We start from the raw sequence: 17,539 nt of genomic DNA, 5'->3' as shown, positions 1-17,539 counted from the left end.
GGGGGGCGCGGCGGCCGCCCCCCCGCCCCGCCCGCCCCCCCCCCCGCCGCCGGGCGCGGAGTGCGCCGGGGGATCAGCAGGTACCGGCCGGCCGGTCGCGGACCACCAGGTCGCTGCGGCCCGCGGTGGCGTCCACCCAGACCACCCGGGTGCCCCGCTCGGCGGCGGGCAGGTACTGGCCACCGCGGTTGCAGGAGAGCCGCTCGGGCGTGCCGCCGACGAGCGGGACCTGCCAGAGCTTGGGCAGCGTGGCGTTCTTCCAGCCGCCGACGGACTCGTCGCTGCCGACCTGGTAGGTGACGGCCCGGTCGGAGGCGGTGAGGGTCCCGTTCGAGGGGGCGTTCGGCGCGTCGCCGGACACCAGCTCGGTCACCCCGGAGCCGTCCAGCGCGCCGGACCGGACCGACCGCCGCTTGGTGCCGTCGCCGGAGGTCTCGACCCAGAGCAGTCGCCCGCCCGCGAGCTGGGTGGAGCCGATCCACGCCTTCGGACCGGCCGCCGTGTACTGGGCGGTGACCTTGCCGAGCGCGATCGAGTAGACGGTCGGCGCGTTGACGTCGCCCTGGTCGCCCGTCCACTGCTCGGACCAGCCGAGGACGCCGTCCTTGAGGGTCACGCCCGACACGTCGTGGTCGGCGGCCGCCGGGACCGGCACCGCCGGGCCGCCGTTGCGGGACAGGTACGCCCGGCTCCGGTTCGCGGCCGGGTCGAAGGCCCGGAAGGCGATGTCGCCGCCGGACACCTGGACGTCACCCGGCATGCTCGACGGGGAGGAGAACAGGGTGGTGACGGGGCCGCCGGCCAGCGGGCGGGTCAGCACGTCCATCGACCACTTGCCCTGGGCGTCGCTGCCGAGGGCCACCCACACCGCGGTCGTGCCGTCGGTGGCGGGCCAGCTGTGCGCGCGGCCGTCCACCGGGCTGAGCCGGACCGGGGCACCGCCCCCGGCGAGGGAGCCCGTGTACAGGGGGCTGCCGGCGTCGCGCGTCGCGTTGGCCATCACCCAGCGGCCGTTGGCGACGGCGGGGACTGCCGGGCCGGAGACGTCGCGCAGCAGCACCCGGCTGTCCACGCCGATCCGGTTCTGCCAGCCGGCCCGGATCCCGTGGGCGTCGAACGCGGCCGCCACCGAACGGAGTTGGGCCTGGTTGAGCTTGAGGTCCCGGCCGGCCGCGAGGACGGCGTTGCGCCCTGCCACGAAGTCGTCCAGCGGGGTGAGGTAGTCGGCGAGCGCGCGGTAGATCACCCGGTCCGCGACGAGCGGGTCCAGGGTGCGCCGGATGTCCCAGAGCGCGCCGCCGAAGATGGTGGAGTTGAGGTGCACCCCGCCGCTGTCGACCGCGTTCCCCACGCCGAGGTAGTCGTCGACGGTGGTGCGGTGGTCGTCCAGCCGGCGGCCCGCGCAGGCCTCCGGGGTGCCGGTGCGGCAGAGGCTCTCGCCGAGCAGGGCGGCCTTCGGGTCGCTCATCGACATGCCGCGGGCGGTGACCTCGATGGCGTTGCCGAAGTAGTCCGCCAGCGCCTCGTCCATCGCGCCGGCCTGGCCGGCCAGGACCAGCCCGGCGGTGCGCTCGACCACGCCGTGGGTCATCTCGTGCCCGGCCACGTCGAGCGCGACGGCGAAGGGCAGGTACTTGGCGTCGCCGTTGCCGTAGACCATCTTGCCGCCGTCCCAGAACGCGTTCGGGAGCGGCTCTCCCCATTCGGAGGCGTTGGTCACCGAGAGGATCGGTCCGGCCTTGCCGTCCAGGCCCTCCCGGCCGAGCCGGTCGCGGTAGAAGTCGTACACGATCCCGGCGTTGACGTGGGCGTCGGTGGCGCCGGAGGTGCCGGTGGCGGCCGGGAAGTCCGGGCTCGCCGAGTGTGCCGGGGCGAGGTCGGCGGGTATCCCGCCGCCGAGTTCGCCGGACGCCCGGCCGGCCGCGTCGTAGGTGGTGATCGCGGCCGGCCGGGTCAGGTCGCCGAGCTGGTAACTCCCGTCCGGCAGACGGGTGATGTTCACCTTGACCCGGCGGCCGGAGAGGTCCGGCGCGGTGCCGGTGGCGGGCTCGCCGGCAGCCGGCGCGGCGGGGGCGCCGGCGACGCGGGCACCGGCCGCCGGGGCCGCCGGGCGGGCCTCGTAGGAGAGGGCGACCGTCCCGAGGGTGGCGTCGACGTAGACCTCGCGGGCCTGCTGCCCGCCGCCCTCGACGGCCGCCCGCACGGTGAAGTGCTGGGCCAGCCGGCCGGCGCCGCCGGGCAGCACCACCGGGCCGTGGTCCTCCACCGCGGCCCCGGCCCGGGCCCGCCGGTCCGTGATCTCGCCGAGCGCCAGTTCGCGCAGCACCGCGGCCGGCACGGTGGCGGCGGTCGGCGCGGTCAGCCCGGTGAAGTACTTGCCGCCGGCGGAGCGGACCCGCTGCCCGGCTCCGTCGCCGGTGAGGTGGACGAGGTACTGCGCGCCCAGCACCGGCACACCGCCGTGGTACTGCTGGAACCTGACGGTGCTCCGGCCGTCGGCGTCGCGCTCGGCACCGACCTCGGCGAGCTGCCCGGGGTCGATCCCGTACCGCTCCGGGTGGGCCGCGAGGTACGCCCGCGCGGCCTCCGCCGGACCGCCGGGGGCCGGCTCGTCGAGACCGGTGACCAGCTGTGGGGTGGTGGTCTCCTGACCGGCCACCAGGGCGGGCACGGGGTCGGGCTCGGTCGCCGGGGCGGCCAGGGCGACCGGTCCGGCCAGGGCGACCGGTCCGGCCAGACCCAGGCTCAGTACGGCGGCCAGGCCGGCGCCGAGCGCCTTGGGCGTGCGATGGCGGTGATGCACTGCGGTCCTCCCAGGGAACGCGGAACGGATGCTCGCGTCGGCGCGGATCTGTGTGCGCGGACACGCTGTGACGGATCGTCAGATCCGCACGGACCAAGCGGCGCGGAGGAGTTGACGGCAGGCCGAACCGCGCCCACCGCGGCGGCCGGGGCCGTCGACGATCACTACGAGAACCATAAGTCGTCAGGCGAGATATGTCGATAGACGGCACATCTGGGTGGCCGCCGTCCCGCGAGGGCCTCGGGCGCGGGGCTCACCGCCGCCGGAGCACGCCCCGGACGAAGGCCGCCTGGCCGATGTGCTGGAGGTCGTCGGAGATCACGCTGACCAGGCGCACGCCCAGGGTCACCGGCGGACTCCAGGCCTCGTCCACGATCCGGTCCAACGCCGGACCGGTCAGACCGCCGACGAAGGACAGGGTGCGCTCGTGCACCGCGTCGTGGTACCCGGTGAGCAGCTCCGCGGAGTCGACCCGCACGGCCGCGACGTCCCGGGCGCGGTGACCGTAACCGGTGGCGGCGGCGGGAAAGCCGAGGGCGAAGCGGTCGAACCAGCCCTGGGCGGTCCAGATCTGTTCGGTACCGGCGGCGTCGGCGATGTGGTCGTCCTGAATGCGGGTCAGGTGCCAGATCAACCAGACGATCGAGTTCGCCCCCGGATCGACCCGTGCGGACAACTCCTCGGCGGTGAGGCCGTCCACCACGTCGTGCACGGCCGCACGGACCCGACCGAAGGCGTCGGCGAGCAGATCGGCACTCTTCATGGGACTCCCCGTCCGGGCGCGCGGTCCGTCGGCATCGGACGACTACCGGCATTGTGGACCGGCGGAGTGCGTCGCGCCGGGACCGACAGGCCCGCGCCGCGTGAACCACCCGCGCCGGCCGGCCCGGCGCGCGCGGACTCAGGCCCGCAGAGCCAGCAGGTCGTCGAGTTCGGCGGCGAAGAGCAGGGCGGGGTCGAGTCCCATCCCGCCGAAGTGGCCGGCGAGTTCCAGCGACAGGACGCCGTGCAGGCGGGTCCAGAAGGCCAGGAACCGGCGCAGGGCCCCGGGCGGGGCCGGGTGCCCGGCGGCCCAGTCCCGGTGCTCCGCCAGATAGCCGTCGAACGATGTCTCGGCACCGTCCGCCGGCGCGAGCGCCGCGCACGCGTCGAGCAGGGTCGTCATGATCTCGGAGGAGATCGCGGTGGTGTCCGCGGGCGCGTGGTAGCCGGGGACGGGGGTGCCGTAGACGAGGAAGTACCGCTGCGGGTCCGCCAGGGCCCAGCCGCGCAGGGCGTGTGCCAGTCCGGCCAGGTCGGCGCCGGTGCCGGCGGCCGCGCGGAGGGTGTCGGCGAGGCCGCGGTACGCCTCCCGGACGAGTTCGGTGATCAGGTCGTCGCGGCCGGCGAAGTAGCGGTAGAGCGCCGGACCGCTCATGCCCATCTGTTTGGCGATCGCGTTGAGGGAGAGCGCGGAGGCCCCCGCCGTGGCGATCTGCTCCCAGGCGCGCCCGGTGATCTCGGCCCGCACCTGGGCCCGGTAGCGCTCCCTCGGCGCGTTCGCGCCCGTCGTCACCATGGCCCGCCACCCGTTCCCGTCCCTCTGGATACACCCTCAAGGGTTGGTGAGAACCTATCACTCATTCCCTTGACCCATCACTCCGTGCGGAGTTATAACTTCTAACGAAGACGAGAGCATCTATCGAGCGATGCTCGCCGACCGACAGAGGAGAACTCCGTGTCCGGCCTCCGCAGCACCGGCCTCCGCGCCGCCCTGGTCACCGCCCCGCTCGTCCTCGGCCTCCTCGGCACCGCCGCCGCGCCCGCCGGGGCAGCCGACTCCCCCACCACCCGCCACAGCACCTCCCTCACCTGCCGCGGGGCGGGCGTCGACCCCGACGCCTCGGTCCGCCACCGGACCGGGATCGTGATCGACGCCCCGCTGCACACCGTCTGGAAGCTGCAGACCGACGTCGGGAACTGGCCGTCCTGGCAGCCCCCCGTCACCACGGCCGAGCGCCTCGACCACGGCCGCCTCCGCGCGGGCTCGGCCTTCCGGTGGACGACCCCGATTCCCCCCAACCCCTCGACCCCCGCCACCAGCCTGGAGATCACCTCCACCGTCCGGCAGATCGAGCAGGGTGCGTGCATCCGCTGGACCGGCCCCGCGATCGGCGAGGGCCTGCGCATCGAGGGCGTCCACGTGTGGACCTTCACCAAGGTCAGGGGCGGCGTCCGGGTGAGCACCGAGGAGACCCACACCGGGGCCCAGGTCGAGGCGGACGTGCCCACCGCGACCAGGATCCTCCGGGAGGGCCTCGAATCCTGGCTGCGCGACCTGAAGGCCACCGCCGAGGCCGCCGCCCACGGTCCGCGCCACTGAGCACCGCCGGGGCGGCGCGGTCCACGGACCACCGAGGGGGCGACGCGGCCTACGGGTTCACGTCGCCCCCTCGGTCCGCCGGGTCCGGCACGCAGAGCCAGCCGTTGACGGCGAAGCGGCTGTCCTCGTGCCGCCCGCTCGGACACCCGACCGGGCGTACCTCGTGCCAGGCCGTGGGCCGGAAGAACACGATGCTGTCGTGCTCGGGCTCCCAATCCCGCCAGGTGTGCCGCTCCCAGTCCCCGGTGGTCGCCGCGTACAACGGCAGGGCGGCGTCGAACACCCGCAGCTCGCCCCCCGTGAAGGGCCGGGGCGTGCGGTGCAGGTAGTAGACGAAGGTGAGCAGCCGCCGGGGGGAGTACTCGGCGCTGCTGTCCTGGTGCGCCCGGTAGAAGTCGCCGTCGTTGTGCACGTTGAGACCGTAACTGGGTTCGGCGTACTGGCAGGAGACGCCCAGGGTGTGCTCGACCGCCTCCCGCACCTCCTCGACGGCCGCGATCAACTCGGGCGCGGCGAAGTCCTGGTACGACCGGGACCGGCGGACCTCGGGAGCAAGCTCGCGGTCCCCGATCAGGGAGGGCCTCAACAGCTCGCCGGTGGAGGCGATCGCGCGTTCCAACAGTGCTCCGGCCGTCCGCTCGCCGAGGAACCGGGTGATGCGGCAGACCGTCACCGGAACCCGCCAGATCGCCTCGGTGGAGACCGGCGGACACTGCTGCGCCACGGCCTCCCGCGCTGCCGCGGTGTCCTGGGTGGTCACGCTGTCCCGCCTTCCGGATCGGCCCGGGTGGTCCGGGAGGCCCCGGTCGCGTTCGCGGCCTCCCGCAGCCGCCCCACTTCGGCGGTGAGTTCGTCCACCCGCCGGTGCAGGGCCTGGACGCACACCAGGGTGACGCCCAGGCCGTCGACGACGGGGATGGTGGTGTCGTCCGGGTTGAAGCCGAAGGCGGCGTGCCAGTCCTGGGCCATCGGCCCGAGGTGGCGCACGTCCTCGGGCTCCCAGCGGTAGCGCCAGGTGCTGATCGGCAGCGCGGCCACCCGCGCCAGGACCTGATGGCCGTTGACCGTCCCGACCGGGGCCAGGCCGCCGGGCTCCGGCGGCGTGGTCGGCCGACACTCCGCGGCGGCGTGGTCGGCCGCCTCCGGCGGCCGGCGGCGGATCCGCACCGTCACCGGCTCCAGTCGACCGGGACGACGTCCTGCTTGAGCGCGCGGTCGCTGCACACGGCGCACGGCGCACCGGGGACGCCGGGCCCCTGGTCGATGCCGATGGTGATCGCTCCGTGGGCGCCGGCCGGGGCGTGGACGCCGTCGCCCATCATGGCGGCCTCGTAGCCGCCCAGCAGCTCCTGGAGGGTCCCCGGTCCCAGGTTCTCCGGGGCGGTGATCGCGGCGATGCCGTCGAAGTCCGTATAGGCCGCGCCCAGCGTCCGGCCCCCGATGGTGGCGAACACGATCCGGGCGCCGCGGATCGGCTGCCCGGTCACCGCGTCGGCCGCCATCGCGTGGATGTTCTCCAACTGCATCTGGGTGACGTTCAGGCTCGCCTGACTCGCCGTGAGCCTCGTCGGCTTCAGGTCGGGGCACTCCGCCCCACTGCACGACGGGGCCGCCGAGGCGGTCGCGGACGCGGTGACACCGCTTCCCGCGCCCAGCGACGCCAAGGCCGCGGCCATCACCGCGACGGTCTTCCGACCCACCGAACCCATGTCCACTCCCCTGCCTACCGCCCGTGCGGGGGGATTCCCGGCACGGCACGGCCCGGACGGCCCGGATGCCTGCGGTACCCGACGGGTGTCGCCCGTTCGGACGACGCGACCGAGCGTAACCACGTCCGTCCGGCCCGACCCAGCCGAGGACCACGAGTTCGCGCGATCTGATGAACAGCCATCAGGACACTGACGAACGCCGCCGACAGCGGCTCCTTCGGCCCCACGGAGCCCTGCCGATCGACCGGCGGTACGCCCGCGGGGTGCGCCGCCACCGTGCGCGGTCAGGTCAGCCGAAGGACCAGCAGGGGGTCGGTGGTCGGACTGAGCGAGCCGCCGGCGGGCTCCTGGGTCACGGCCACGGCCGAGGAGCGGTCCAGGGGGCCGACGAGCACCTGCGCCCCCTGGCTGTCACGGAGCAGCCCGGCCGGGCGCGGCGCGTCGTCGATGTACCAGAGCTCGTAGACGCGGTCGGGCGGCAGAGGCGCCAGCCCGGTGCTGAGGAAGGCCGCCTGGTTGCGCGTGTCGGACCAGACAACCGTCCCACTGCCGGCCGTGGAATCGGCGGTGCGCGCCCGGGCGTCGGGGGCGGTGACCAGCTCGGCGACGGTGTGGAGTTCGGAGCGGTCGCGTGCGGCGGCGGCGCGGGCACGCTCGGCCTGGTCGTGCTGCTGGAGGGCGGTCACACCGGCCACCGCCGAGAGCGCGAGACAGGCGGCCAGCACGAGGTCGCGCGCGCCCCGCCGGCGGCGGGGCCGGCCCGGCGCCGGGGCGGGCGGGGACAGGGCCGGAGGGGAGGGAGCGGGCGGGGAGGGAGTGGACGGGGACGGGGCGAGCTGGCGGATGCCGGCGACGGCGGCCATCGCCCGGTCCTCCATGCCGGCGGGCAGCCGGACCTCGTCGGAGGCGGCCACCCGGGCCAGGGTCTCGGCGAAGTCGACGGCTTCCTGCGCGCAGGCCGGGCACCCGGCCAGGTGTTCCTCGAAGGCCGCCGACTCGGCGGCGTCGAGGGCGTGCAGGGCATGGGCGCCACTGAGCGTGTGCGCGTCGAAGGTGCTCATGATCCGACCCCCAGGCAGTCCCGCAGCCGGACCAGTCCGTCCCGCATCCGGGTCTTGACCGTGCTCAGCGGCGTCTCCAGCAGGTCGGCGACCTGCGCGTAGGTCAGTCCTCGGTAGTACGCCAGGACCAGCGACTGGCGCTGCAGATCGGTGAGCCGGCCCAGGCAGCGGCGTACCCGTTCGCGTTCCAGACGGTTCTCGATCTGCTCGGAGACCTCGTCGAAGGCCCGCTCCTGCGAGGAGGCGGCGGCCTTCTCCTCGCGGGCGGTCTCGGCCTCCGAACGCCGCACCCGGTCGACGGCCCGGTGGTGGGCCATGGTCAGCACCCACGCGGCGACGCCGCCCCGTTCGGGCCGGTAGCGGGCGGCCGAACGCCAGACCTCCAACATGACCTCCTGCGCGACCTCCTCGGACTGCGCCTGGTCCCGCAGGATCCGCCGGACCACGCCGAGCACCCGCCCGGTCAGTGCCCGGTAGAGCGTCCGGTAGGCCTCGTGGTCGCCGACCGCCGTCCGGGCCACCAGCTCCCCCAGGTGCCGGTCCGCGGTGGGGGGATCGGGTACCGCTAGCGGCTCGGGCACCACAGCTCCCCTCGCCGGGCGCGGTCCCGGCCCCGCCGGGGTCCGGACCGCACGGCCAGGACGGTGGGCTCAGCCACTGCCCCTCACCTCCGAAGATCGACTCCTGCGCGCCGGCGAGCGGCCGGGCACCGTGCGGAGCCGGGCATCCGGGGCCCCGCGCGAGTGATTCGTACCCGACCCCGGTGGCGGACTGGTCTTCCGCCGGATCAACCCCGGCGGAGTGGGTCCGCCGGGGATTCGGCGAGTGGGCGCGCGGTGCGCGGGCGGGCGGGTCCGGGGACGGGATGGGGAGCGGACAAAGGGGTAAAGAGTTGAACCTTTCATCACATTCGATGCCCATCGGACCAGTCCACCGCTGGGGCGCCGTACGAATCAGTGGCAGAGAGACTCGATCCGGCCCACCGGCCGACGGCCCGAACGGGGCCACGGTCGGCACCGGATGACATTCGATCAGGAAGGAGGAGGGGCCATGCGAACGATGCGGATCAGGAAGCCGCTGGCCGTCGCCGCCACCTGCGTGATGCTGGGCGGTGGTGCCGCCATCGCGACGTCCGCCACATCGGCGTCCGCCACCACCGCGAACAGCGTCCGGACGACCGCCCAGCACGACTCGCAGCATCAGCAGCAGTGCCGCTGGTACCCGGCGCACTGGGAGAACAAGCTGGTGCCCGGCCACTGGCAGCAGGTCTGGCAGCCCGGCCACTGGCAGCAGGAGTGGCACCCGGGCTGGTGGGACACCCACCACCACTGGCAGCACGGCTACTGGCACAAGGTCTGGCACAAGGCCGACTGGCAGCAGAAGTGGACCCCGGCACACTGGGAACGCGTCTGGACCCCGGCCGGCTGGTACTGCCGCTGACCCCTGCCCCGGCCACCACCACGACACCCCGACCGAGCACCGGCGGGCGGCGTGGCGCCGCCCGCCCCGTTCGAACGCCCCGGCACCGAACGCCCCGGCACCGAACGCTCCGTCAACGACCGCCCCGCCGCGGCCGTCTCCCGAAAGGCCGTCAGGCCATGACCACCATCGCCCCCTTCCCCGCCCCCGCCCCGACCGCGCAATCCGCCTGGACCGACCGCTTCCCGGGCCGACCCGCCTGCGTCGCCGAGGTCCGCGCGCACGCCCTCGCCTTCCTGACCCACGCCCGGGTCCCGCCGGCCCTGCGGGAGGACGCCCTCCTGGTCGTCAGCGAACTGGTGACCAATGCCGTCCGCCACACCGAAGGCCCCGGGAGCGTCCGCCTCGCCCGTGACGCCACCGGCATCGACGTGACCGTCAGCGACACCAGCCGCCTCCTGCCGGTCCCCCGCCTGACCGAGCCGGGCAGCACGACGAACGGCCTCGGACTCCGCCTGGTGGCCGCCCTCTGCGACATCGTCTACACCACCCTCGATCCCGGCAGCGGCAAGACCGTCCACGCGCACCTCACGGCGGCACGGGGCCCCGCCGCGGCAGCGGGGCGGCCCACCGCGGCCCGCCCCGGCCGGACCCGCCGCTGGTGACGCTCCCGTCACGGGAGCACGCCGGTCGGGGGCGGACGAGCTCCGGACGGGCCGGGCCTGGAAGGTGCGCGGGACGGCAGCGGCGGCGCGGCCCACGCGGCGGGCCGGCCTTGGCGGAAGGTCCGTGCTTTCGACCGCCGGGCGGTCCGTGGTCAAGGGATTTCCCCAATTGGCCTGCCCGGCGGGCCCGCCTAGGGTTCCTCGGAGCCGGCATCACCGCCGGTGGCGGCGGGCGAGGGGGAGCGCGGGGTGGCTGGCGGAGAGGCCGTACGGGCCGGGGTGGTGCCGGTACTGGCGGCGGCGTGTCTGTGGGGAACGGTCGGGCCGGCCCAGCTGCTCGCGGACGCCGGGGTGGACCCGGTGGCGCTCGGGTCCTGCCGGATGCTGCTGGGCGGGGTGGTGCTGTGCGCGGTCGCGGTGCGGCCGGCGGGGCTGCGGACCCTGTGGCGACCGGGTGCCCGGTCCTGGCTGCTGCTGAGCGTGGCCGTCACGGCACTGTTCCAGGCCGCCTTCCTGCCCGCCGTGGACCGGACGGGCGCCGCGGTCGCCACCGCCGTCGCCTTCGGCACCGTCCCGATGGTCTCCGGGCTCTGCGCCCGGCTGGTGCAGGGCGAGCGGCTGGGCGCCGCCTGGTACGGCGGGACGGCCTTCGCCGTCGCCGGGATCGGCCTCCTGCTGCTGCCCGGCAGCGGTGGCCGCACGGACCTGCCGGGCGTGCTGCTCGCGGCGGTGGCGGGGGCCTCCTTCGGGGTCTACATCGTCGCGGGCAAGCGGCTGGCCGCGGCGGGCGCCGAGCCGAGCGCGGCCGCGCCGGTGAGCGTGCTGGGCGCCGGCCTGCTGGTGGCGCCGTGGATCGCGGCCGCCCCGGCGGGGCTGGGTTCGCCCCGGGCGCTGGCGCTGATCGGCTGGCTGGCGCTGGGCACGACGGCCCTGGGCTATCTGCTCTTCACCCGGGGTGCCCGGCAGATCGGCGCGGCCACCACCGGGACGCTCAGCCTGGCCGAACCGCTGGTGGCCGCGCTGCTGGGGGTGCTGCTGCTGGGCGAACGGCCGGGCGGCTGGGCGGTGCTGGGCATGGCGCTGCTGCTGGGCGGCCTGCTGGTGGTCGCGGTGCCGGTGCGCGGCCGGCCGCGACCGACCGCCGAGTCGCTCTGACCGACCGTCACCGCGAGCGAGGAGCCAGGAGCGAGGAGCCAGGAGCGAGGAGCCAGGAGCGAGGGGCCTGGGGCCTGGGGCCTGGGGCCGCCACGGACGGGATCCGTGGCGGCCCGTCCGGTCAGCGGTCCCGGTAGGCCGCCATGGCCGTCCGGACCCGGTCGGAGAAGAACAGCGGGCCGACCGCGTCCGCCCAGGCCATGCCCTCGGCCGTGAGCCGCAGGGTGTCGGTCCCGGTGAGCCAGCCCCGCCCGGCGAGGGTGGCGAACTGCGCCGGGAACTGCTCGGCGGGCGCGGCACCGAACTGCCGCCGGTAGTGCTCGACGACGGTGCCGCCGCTCTCCAGCAGCGTCTGCAGCAGGTACATCCGGCGGCGTTCGTCCTCGTCCATCGCGAACGCCCACTGGGCGCGCCCGAAGTCCTCGGTCGGGGTGGCGATGTAGTCGTCGAGGATCCGGCGGACCTCCGGCACGGCGACCGCGTAGTCGGTGGTGTAGTGCAGCCCGGTGGTGAAGGATCGGGCGCCGACGCCCAGTCCGACCATGCCCGCCTGCTGGTTGTACTCGCTGATGCCCGCGTCGTCGGCCTGCTCGACGGCCGCGGTGCCGCTGCGCCGGAACACCCGCATCGAGGTCTGCCGGTACCCGGCGGCCAGCAGGTGGTCACGGCCGAACCGGTAGAGCCGCAGGCGCTGTTCGTCCCAGCTCTCACCGGTGTCCGCGTGCCGTCCGTCGAGCCCGGTGAGCGGGCGGACGTACAGCGGGTACAGGTAGATCTCCTCGGGCTCCCAGCCCAGCGCCGCGTCGAGGGAGGTCCGGAAGCTCCGCTCGGTCTGGCCCTGGATCCCGTAGATGAGGTCGATGTTGAGGATGGGGAAGGCGGCCGCCTTCAGCCGGGTGAGCGCCGCGTCGACCTCGGCCCGCTTCTGCGGCCGGACCGCCGCCCTGGCCTCGTCCTCCAGGAAGGTCTGCACCCCGATGCTGACCCGGGTCGCGCCGCGCTCGGCGAGGACGGCGATCCGGTCCGGGGTCGCGGTGGCGGGCGAGGTCTCCACCGACCAGGGGACGGCCTTCAGGTCGGCTCCCATGACGTTCTCGCACAGGTCGGCCAGCCGGGTCAGCTCGGCGGCCGTCAGGTAGGTGGGTGTGCCACCGCCGAACGCGGCCAGGGTGAAGCGGATCTCGCGGCCCTGTGCCTCCAGCGCGTCCCTGGTCACCCGGGCCTGCCGGGCCAGCGTGTCCAGCCAGGCGGTGGTGATCTGCTCGGGGGCGCCGGTGCGGGTGAACAGGTTGCAGAAGCCGCAGCGCATCTCGCAGAACGGCACGTGGACGTAGAGCGAGAGGGCGTCCAGCCGCTCGTCGGCCCAGATGTCGGTGAGCGGCGGGCCGTCGCTCAGGGTCCGGTAGGACTTCTGGTGCGGGTAGGCGTAGACGTACTGCCGGTAGGGGGTGTCGAGGGCGTCCTCGGGTCCGGCGCCGTGATCGGCGGGACGGGGGACGAGGTGGAGCAGGGGGGAGGAGTTGCTCATCGAGTTGGTGGCTCCCGTTCGCTTCGGTCAACTTCCGGTCAACTTCCGGTCAAGCCCGGGAGATGACGCTAAGCGGCGCGAAGCCCCGGGTCAGGAGGGCGAACCTCCGAGCCGCGGGAGGCGCCCGGACGGGGAAATGAGAGGTTCGCACGCTGGAGAACCTGTCGTCGGGTCAATTGTTCGTGCAGATCTGGTGCTTGACTCCACCACCCGGTAACCATGGTCGTCATGAAGCGACTTCTGATCGCGGCCGGCGGCGGCGGGGACGCCATCGCCGCCGTCATGCTGCACTCGGCGCTGTACGGTCCGGCCGCGCCCGCGCTCGTCCTCACCTACTCCTGGGAGCGGCTGGTCGTCGACCCGCTGCCCGGTCCGCGCGGCCGCGCCCACCTCACCGGGCTGCGGACACCGCTGCCGCACCTGGACCTGGTCACCGCGCGGACCGCGCCGATCCCCCCGGCCGGCTCCTCCCTCCCCCGCCTGGCCGCCGACCTGCCCGTCGAGCTCGGACTGCTCGACCCGTACGAGGGCACGGCCGGGCTGGCCCGCACCATCGCGGCCGCCGCCGAGTACTGCGGGGCACCGCGCGTCGACGTGGTCGACGTCGGCGGCGACATCCTCACCGACGGCACCGAGCCGACCCTGCGCAGCCCGCTCGGCGACGCCCTGGTGCTGGCCGCCTGCGCCCGCACCGGGCTGCCCACCGAGGTCTGGATCGCCGGCCCGGGCCTGGACCGGGAGATCCCGGAGCGCGAGCTGTTCGGCCGGCTCCCCCCGGCCGCCTTCACGCTCGCGGCCGCGCACACCGAACCGGTCCGCCGCATCTTCGACTGGCATCCGTCCGAGGCGAGCGCGATGCTGGCCGCCGCCGCCCGGGGGGCGCGCGGCCGCTGCGCCATCCGGGACGTCCCCGAGCCGCTGCGCCTCGACGACCGCAGCGCCGGGGTGCACCGGCTCGACCTCGGCCGGGCGCTCGCCGCCAATCCGCTCGCCCGCCGGCTGACCGACCGCGCCACCCTGGCGGACCGCGGCAACCTGGCGGACGCCGAACGGGCGAGCGTCGAGATCTGCGGCTTCTCCGAGATCGCCCGCGAACGCGACCGGGCGGCCTCCTTCCGCCCCCTCGCCGAGGTCGCACCGGGTGCGGCGGAGCTGCCCGCCCGCTTCGCCGACTGGCAGGCGGACCTGCGGCGGCAGGACGTCACCCTGGTCACCCGGCGCCGGGTCGCGGAGGAATTCGCGCTCGGCGACCGGGATCTGCGCACGCTCGCCGCCGGGTCGGCGCCGGAGGCGTTCCCGCTCTGGACGGTGACCGCGCGACACGGCGGGGTGACCGCTCGGCACGGCGCGTGACCGCGCGGCACGGCGCCGGCCGGCCCCGTCTTCGGCCCCGTCTTCGGCGCCGTCGACCGGCCCGCACCGCCCCCGAACTGGGCCGGTTCCCAAGTTCGACTTTCGAACATCTCACACCGGCTTATGGATAGATTCATCCATTCGAGTGAGTTTGGCGAGACCGACTCCTCGATGTTCTACACCGGAACCAATCACCCCTATTCGAACACGCACACGGCACCGCCGAACGGCCGCAACAATCGTCACGGCGTCGGAGACACCCGATCTCCGTCTCCCGCAGTGGATTTGACGCTCACTCAGTTCTTCCGACCAGAACAGGGACCAGCGATGACGACCGAGACCGTTCAGCAGAGTCAGCCGAGCCGGCAGAGTCTCAGCACCTCCGCCGCCAGGAACCTCGCCACCACCACCAAGACCGCGCCGCAGATGCTCGGGATCACCCCCCGCTACCTGCTGCGCTCGCTGCCCTGGGTGGACCTGGAGGCCGGGGTCTACCGCGTCAACCGCCGCCGGGGGTTCATCCTCGGCGACGGGCAGATCAGCACCTACGTCGACGGCGACAACACCTCCCGGGTGGTCGCCGAGGACCTCCGTGAACTGCCCTTCCTCAGCCAGGTGGACAGCCCCCTGCTCACCGCCCTCGCCAACGCCTTCGTCGAGCGCGAGGTCGCCCCCGGCGAGCCGATCGTCGACGCCGGGGCTCCCGCCGACCAGCTGCACATCATCGCGTCCGGTCGCGCCGAGAAGCGCGCCACCGGGGAGTACGGCGCGGACGCCCTGGTCGCCGTCCTCGGTGACGGTGACTACTTCGACGCGACGGCGTGGGCCGGCGGGGCCCCGATGCCCTACCGGGTCACGGCGGTCAGCTCGTGTACCGTGCTCTCCCTCGACCGCCGGACGCTGGTCGAACTCGCCGACCGTGAACCGTCGTTGCGGGCCCAGCTGGACGCCTTCCAGGCCGACGGCCGGCAGCCCGCCGACCGCGAGCACCCGATCGACCTGACCTCGGGCCACTCCGGCGAGCCCTACCTGCCGGAGACCTTCGTGGACTACGAGGAGGGCCCCCGCGAGTACGAGTTGAGCATCGCGCAGACCGTCCTCAAGGTGCACACCCGGGTCTCGGACGTCTACAACTCCTCGATCGACCAGGTCCAGGCGCAGCTGCGGCTGACCACCGAGGCGCTCCGCGAGCGCCAGGAGTGGGAGATGCTCAACCACCCCGAGTACGGGCTGCTCAACAACGTCGTGCCGAGCCAGCGGGTCCGCCCCCGCCGGGGCGCGCCGACCCCGGACGACATGGACGAGCTGCTCTCCCGGGTCTGGAAGCAGCCGGCGTTCTTCCTCGCCCACCCGAGGGCGATCGCCGCGTTCGGGCGTGAGTGCACCCGGCGCGGGGTGCCGCCGCAGATCGTGGAGCTCTTCGGCAGCCCGTTCCTGACCTGGCGCGGCGTACCGCTGCTGCCCTCCGACAAGCTGGACCTGAAGGGCTCGGCGACCTCCGCGCCCGGCACCACCAACATCCTGCTGATGCGCGTCGGCGAGGACCGCCAGGGCGTGGTGGGCCTGCGCCCGTCGAAGGTCCCGGACGAGGTGGAGCCCGGCCTGTCGGTGCGGGCGATGGGTGTCGACCGACAGGCCATCACCTCGTACCTGGTGACCAGTTACTTCTCGGCCGCCGCGCTGGTGGACGACGCCATCGCCGTGCTCCAGAACGTCGAGGTGTCCAACTACCATGACTACTCCTGACGGATTCGGGCGCGGCACCGGGATCGCCGGGGCGGCCCGGCCGCCGGCCGGTGCCGGGTACCCGGGCGGGCCGCTGCCGGGCGGGGTGCCGGTGCCCGAGGCGCTGGCGCACCTGGCGGGCGGCCCCCGCTACTGGCTGCCGCCGCAGCCGGACCGGACGGTCCCGGCCGCTCCCGCCGCACCACCGGCCGCGCCGCCGGGCGGCTTCGACGTCGAGGCCGTCCGACGGGACTTCCCGCAGCTGCACCGGGAGGTGAACGGCCGCCCACTGGTCTGGCTGGACAACGGCGCCACCACGCTCAAGCCGCGCCAGGTGGTCGAGGCCGTCGCCGAGCACTGCGCGACGGGCACCTCCAACGTCCACCGCGGCGCGCACACCCTCGCCAAGCAGGCCACCCAGGTCTACGAGGAGGGCCGCGAGGAGGCCGCCCGGCTGCTCGGCACCCAGGACGCCGGCGAGATCGTCTTCGTCCGGGGCACCACCGAGGCCGTCAACCTGGTGGCGCAGTCCTGGGGCCGCGCCAACCTGGGGGTGGGCGACGAGATCCTGGTCTCGGCCGCCGAGCACCACTCCAACCTGGTGCCCTGGCAGTTGATCGCCAAGGAGCGCCGGGCGCGGATCCGGCCGATCCCGCTGCTCCCGGACGGGCAGCTGGACCAGGACGCCTACCGGGACCTGCTCGGCTCGCGGACCAAGCTGGTCGCGCTCACGCACGCCTCGAACGTGCTGGGGACGGTCCCGCCGGTGGCCGAGATGACCGCGCTGGCGCACCGGTACGGCGCCCGGGTCCTGGTGGACGGCGCGCAGGCGGTGAGCCACTTCCCGGTGGACGTCACCGCGCTGGACGCCGACTTCTACGCCTTCTCGGGGCACAAGATCTTCGCCCCGACCGGCATCGGCGTGCTCTTCGGCAAGCGCGAACTGCTGGAGGCCATGCCCCCGTGGCAGGGCGGCGGCAACATGATCGACTCGGTGAGCTTCGAGGAGACCTCGTACGCCCCCGTCCCGCACCGGCTGGAGGCGGGCACCGGTCACATCGCCGGGGTCGCCGGCCTGCGGGCGGCCCTGCGGTACCTGGCCGGGCTGGACCGGCCGGCCGCCACCGGGTACGAGGAGCAGCTCACCGCGTACGCCCTGGGCGCGCTGGCGACCGTCCCCGGGCTGCGCCTGGTCGGCGACGCGCCGGGGAAGATCGGCGTGCTGACCTTCCTGCTCGCCGGCACCGACCCGATGGCCGTCGCCGGCGCGCTCGACCAACAGGGCATCGCGGTCCGCGCCGGGCACCACTGCGCGCAGCCGGCGCTCGCCGCCTTCGGGCTGCGGAGCGCCGTCCGGGCCTCGCTGGCCCTGTACAACACCGTGCAGGACGTGGACGCCCTGGTGGCCGCCCTCCAGGGGATCCAGGCGGCCTCGGCCGGATAGCGCGGACCGGCACCGGTGGACGGCAACCGGGCACCACCGCCCGTCCGCCGGACGCCGCCGCCCCGGGACCGACCGGTCCCGGGGCGGCGGTGCGCCCGCCGGGCCGGACCGCGCGCCGGCGTCGTCACCGTTCGCGCGGCGTGGCCGACCGGCGCTCCCGGCCGCTCCGCCCGAGATCCGCCGCACTGCCGCGACACGTCAATTCGACCGGTGGTCGGCACAGTTGACGTCCCTCCCGGCGACGGACCGGCGTGACCCGGTCGCTTCGGGGTACTCGCCGGACAGCGGCAACCGGTCCGCCGGTCCGTCCACGGC

At 74.6% G+C, this 17,539-nt stretch carries 16 protein-coding genes; 7 read left to right on the top strand and 9 right to left on the bottom strand.

All coding sequences use genetic code 11. The features are described from left to right. Window positions 1–73: 73 nt before the first annotated feature. The 3 genes from ACFXHB_RS41130 to ACFXHB_RS41120 all read right to left on the bottom strand — a co-directional run bounded on the left by ACFXHB_RS41130 (window position 74) and on the right by ACFXHB_RS41120 (window position 4,361). Window positions 74–2,803, bottom strand: a complete 2,730-nt coding sequence (locus ACFXHB_RS41130; protein WP_380581708.1) for a M4 family metallopeptidase — start codon at window positions 2,801–2,803, stop codon at window positions 74–76. A gap of 253 nt (window positions 2,804–3,056) precedes the next feature. Then, the gene (locus ACFXHB_RS41125) at window positions 3,057–3,566 is read right to left on the bottom strand and encodes a DinB family protein (RefSeq protein WP_380581706.1); all 510 of its coding nucleotides are present in this window, start codon (window positions 3,564–3,566) and stop codon (window positions 3,057–3,059) included. Between the two features lie 138 nt (window positions 3,567–3,704). Then, a complete protein-coding gene (locus ACFXHB_RS41120; protein WP_380581704.1) occupies window positions 3,705–4,361 on the bottom strand; it encodes a TetR/AcrR family transcriptional regulator in 657 nt (218 codons plus the stop codon). Between the two features lie 159 nt (window positions 4,362–4,520). Here ACFXHB_RS41120 and ACFXHB_RS41115 point away from each other — a divergent pair, with 159 nt between their 5' ends. Continuing rightward, window positions 4,521–5,165, top strand: coding sequence for an SRPBCC family protein (locus tag ACFXHB_RS41115; RefSeq protein ID WP_380581702.1), 645 nt, complete (start codon window positions 4,521–4,523; stop codon window positions 5,163–5,165). A gap of 49 nt (window positions 5,166–5,214) precedes the next feature. Here ACFXHB_RS41115 and ACFXHB_RS41110 read toward each other — a convergent pair whose 3' ends face one another. The 5 genes from ACFXHB_RS41110 to sigK form a co-directional block, all read right to left on the bottom strand. After that, a complete protein-coding gene (locus ACFXHB_RS41110; protein ID WP_380581700.1) occupies window positions 5,215–5,925 on the bottom strand; it encodes a 2OG-Fe(II) oxygenase in 711 nt (236 codons plus the stop codon). After that, a complete protein-coding gene (locus ACFXHB_RS41105) occupies window positions 5,922–6,338 on the bottom strand; it encodes a tail fiber domain-containing protein (RefSeq protein ID WP_380581698.1) in 417 nt (138 codons plus the stop codon). Before ACFXHB_RS41105 ends, ACFXHB_RS41110 begins: the two co-directional genes overlap by 4 nt. After that, window positions 6,335–6,874, bottom strand: coding sequence for a hypothetical protein (locus ACFXHB_RS41100; protein WP_380581696.1), 540 nt, complete (start codon window positions 6,872–6,874; stop codon window positions 6,335–6,337). The genes ACFXHB_RS41105 and ACFXHB_RS41100 overlap by 4 nt, the downstream gene beginning before the upstream one ends. 284 nt (window positions 6,875–7,158) lie before the next feature. Further along, a complete protein-coding gene (locus ACFXHB_RS41095) occupies window positions 7,159–7,935 on the bottom strand; it encodes an anti-sigma factor domain-containing protein (RefSeq protein ID WP_380581694.1) in 777 nt (258 codons plus the stop codon). Continuing rightward, window positions 7,932–8,516, bottom strand: a complete 585-nt coding sequence (gene sigK / locus ACFXHB_RS41090) for an ECF RNA polymerase sigma factor SigK (protein WP_380581692.1) — start codon at window positions 8,514–8,516, stop codon at window positions 7,932–7,934. Before sigK ends, ACFXHB_RS41095 begins: the two co-directional genes overlap by 4 nt. Before the next feature lie 469 nt (window positions 8,517–8,985). Here sigK and ACFXHB_RS41085 point away from each other — a divergent pair, with 469 nt between their 5' ends. From ACFXHB_RS41085 to ACFXHB_RS41075, 3 genes are all read left to right on the top strand, one after another. Beyond that, complete coding sequence (locus ACFXHB_RS41085) at window positions 8,986–9,375, top strand: hypothetical protein (RefSeq protein WP_380581690.1); 390 nt, start codon at window positions 8,986–8,988, stop codon at window positions 9,373–9,375. A 158-nt stretch (window positions 9,376–9,533) separates the two neighbouring features. Beyond that, entirely contained in the window at window positions 9,534–10,019 is a 486-nt protein-coding gene (locus ACFXHB_RS41080) for an ATP-binding protein (protein ID WP_380581688.1), read from the top strand. A gap of 249 nt (window positions 10,020–10,268) precedes the next feature. Further along, window positions 10,269–11,174 (top strand): DMT family transporter, encoded by a 906-nt coding sequence (locus ACFXHB_RS41075; RefSeq protein WP_380581686.1) that lies wholly within the window; start codon window positions 10,269–10,271, stop codon window positions 11,172–11,174. Window positions 11,175–11,295: 121 nt separating this feature from the next. Here the strand turns inward: ACFXHB_RS41075 and ACFXHB_RS41070 are convergent, their stop codons facing one another. Next, window positions 11,296–12,702: an STM4012 family radical SAM protein gene (locus ACFXHB_RS41070; RefSeq protein WP_380581684.1), complete on the bottom strand. Its 1,407-nt coding sequence runs from the start codon at window positions 12,700–12,702 to the stop codon at window positions 11,296–11,298. A gap of 228 nt (window positions 12,703–12,930) precedes the next feature. On the opposite strand from ACFXHB_RS41070, the gene ACFXHB_RS41065 reads away from it, so the two are divergent. The 3 genes from ACFXHB_RS41065 (at window position 12,931) to ACFXHB_RS41055 (ending at window position 17,224) form a co-directional block, all read left to right on the top strand. Next, on the top strand, window positions 12,931–14,055 hold the full coding sequence (locus ACFXHB_RS41065; protein ID WP_380581682.1) for a DUF1152 domain-containing protein: 1,125 nt from the start codon (window positions 12,931–12,933) through the stop codon (window positions 14,053–14,055). A 327-nt stretch (window positions 14,056–14,382) separates the two neighbouring features. Next, window positions 14,383–15,801 carry a family 2B encapsulin nanocompartment shell protein gene (locus ACFXHB_RS41060; protein WP_380581680.1) on the top strand — a complete coding sequence of 473 codons (1,419 nt, stop codon included), beginning with the start codon at window positions 14,383–14,385 and terminating at the stop codon, window positions 15,799–15,801. Continuing rightward, on the top strand, window positions 15,788–17,224 hold the full coding sequence (locus ACFXHB_RS41055; RefSeq protein WP_380581678.1) for a SufS family cysteine desulfurase: 1,437 nt from the start codon (window positions 15,788–15,790) through the stop codon (window positions 17,222–17,224). The genes ACFXHB_RS41060 and ACFXHB_RS41055 overlap by 14 nt, the downstream gene beginning before the upstream one ends. Window positions 17,225–17,539 lie beyond the last annotated feature (315 nt).

Source organism: Kitasatospora sp. NPDC059327, from assembly GCF_042752535.1.
Classification (GTDB): Bacteria; Actinomycetota; Actinomycetes; order Streptomycetales; family Streptomycetaceae; genus Kitasatospora.
This window is presented reverse-complemented; position numbering and strand designations above follow the sequence as displayed.

Coding starts and splice junctions, on each gene's coding strand:
- ACFXHB_RS41125 (WP_380581706.1), bottom strand. CDS start 3,566: ATGAAGAGTGCCGATCTGCTCGCCGACGCCTTCGGTCGGGTCCGTGCG.
- ACFXHB_RS41120 (WP_380581704.1), bottom strand. CDS start 4,361: ATGGTGACGACGGGCGCGAACGCGCCGAGGGAGCGCTACCGGGCCCAG.
- ACFXHB_RS41100 (WP_380581696.1), bottom strand. CDS start 6,874: ATGGGTTCGGTGGGTCGGAAGACCGTCGCGGTGATGGCCGCGGCCTTG.
- ACFXHB_RS41095 (WP_380581694.1), bottom strand. CDS start 7,935: ATGAGCACCTTCGACGCGCACACGCTCAGTGGCGCCCATGCCCTGCAC.
- ACFXHB_RS41085 (WP_380581690.1), top strand. CDS start 8,986: ATGCGAACGATGCGGATCAGGAAGCCGCTGGCCGTCGCCGCCACCTGC.
- ACFXHB_RS41080 (WP_380581688.1), top strand. CDS start 9,534: ATGACCACCATCGCCCCCTTCCCCGCCCCCGCCCCGACCGCGCAATCC.
- ACFXHB_RS41070 (WP_380581684.1), bottom strand. CDS start 12,702: ATGAGCAACTCCTCCCCCCTGCTCCACCTCGTCCCCCGTCCCGCCGAT.
- ACFXHB_RS41065 (WP_380581682.1), top strand. CDS start 12,931: ATGAAGCGACTTCTGATCGCGGCCGGCGGCGGCGGGGACGCCATCGCC.
- ACFXHB_RS41060 (WP_380581680.1), top strand. CDS start 14,383: ATGACGACCGAGACCGTTCAGCAGAGTCAGCCGAGCCGGCAGAGTCTC.
- ACFXHB_RS41055 (WP_380581678.1), top strand. CDS start 15,788: ATGACTACTCCTGACGGATTCGGGCGCGGCACCGGGATCGCCGGGGCG.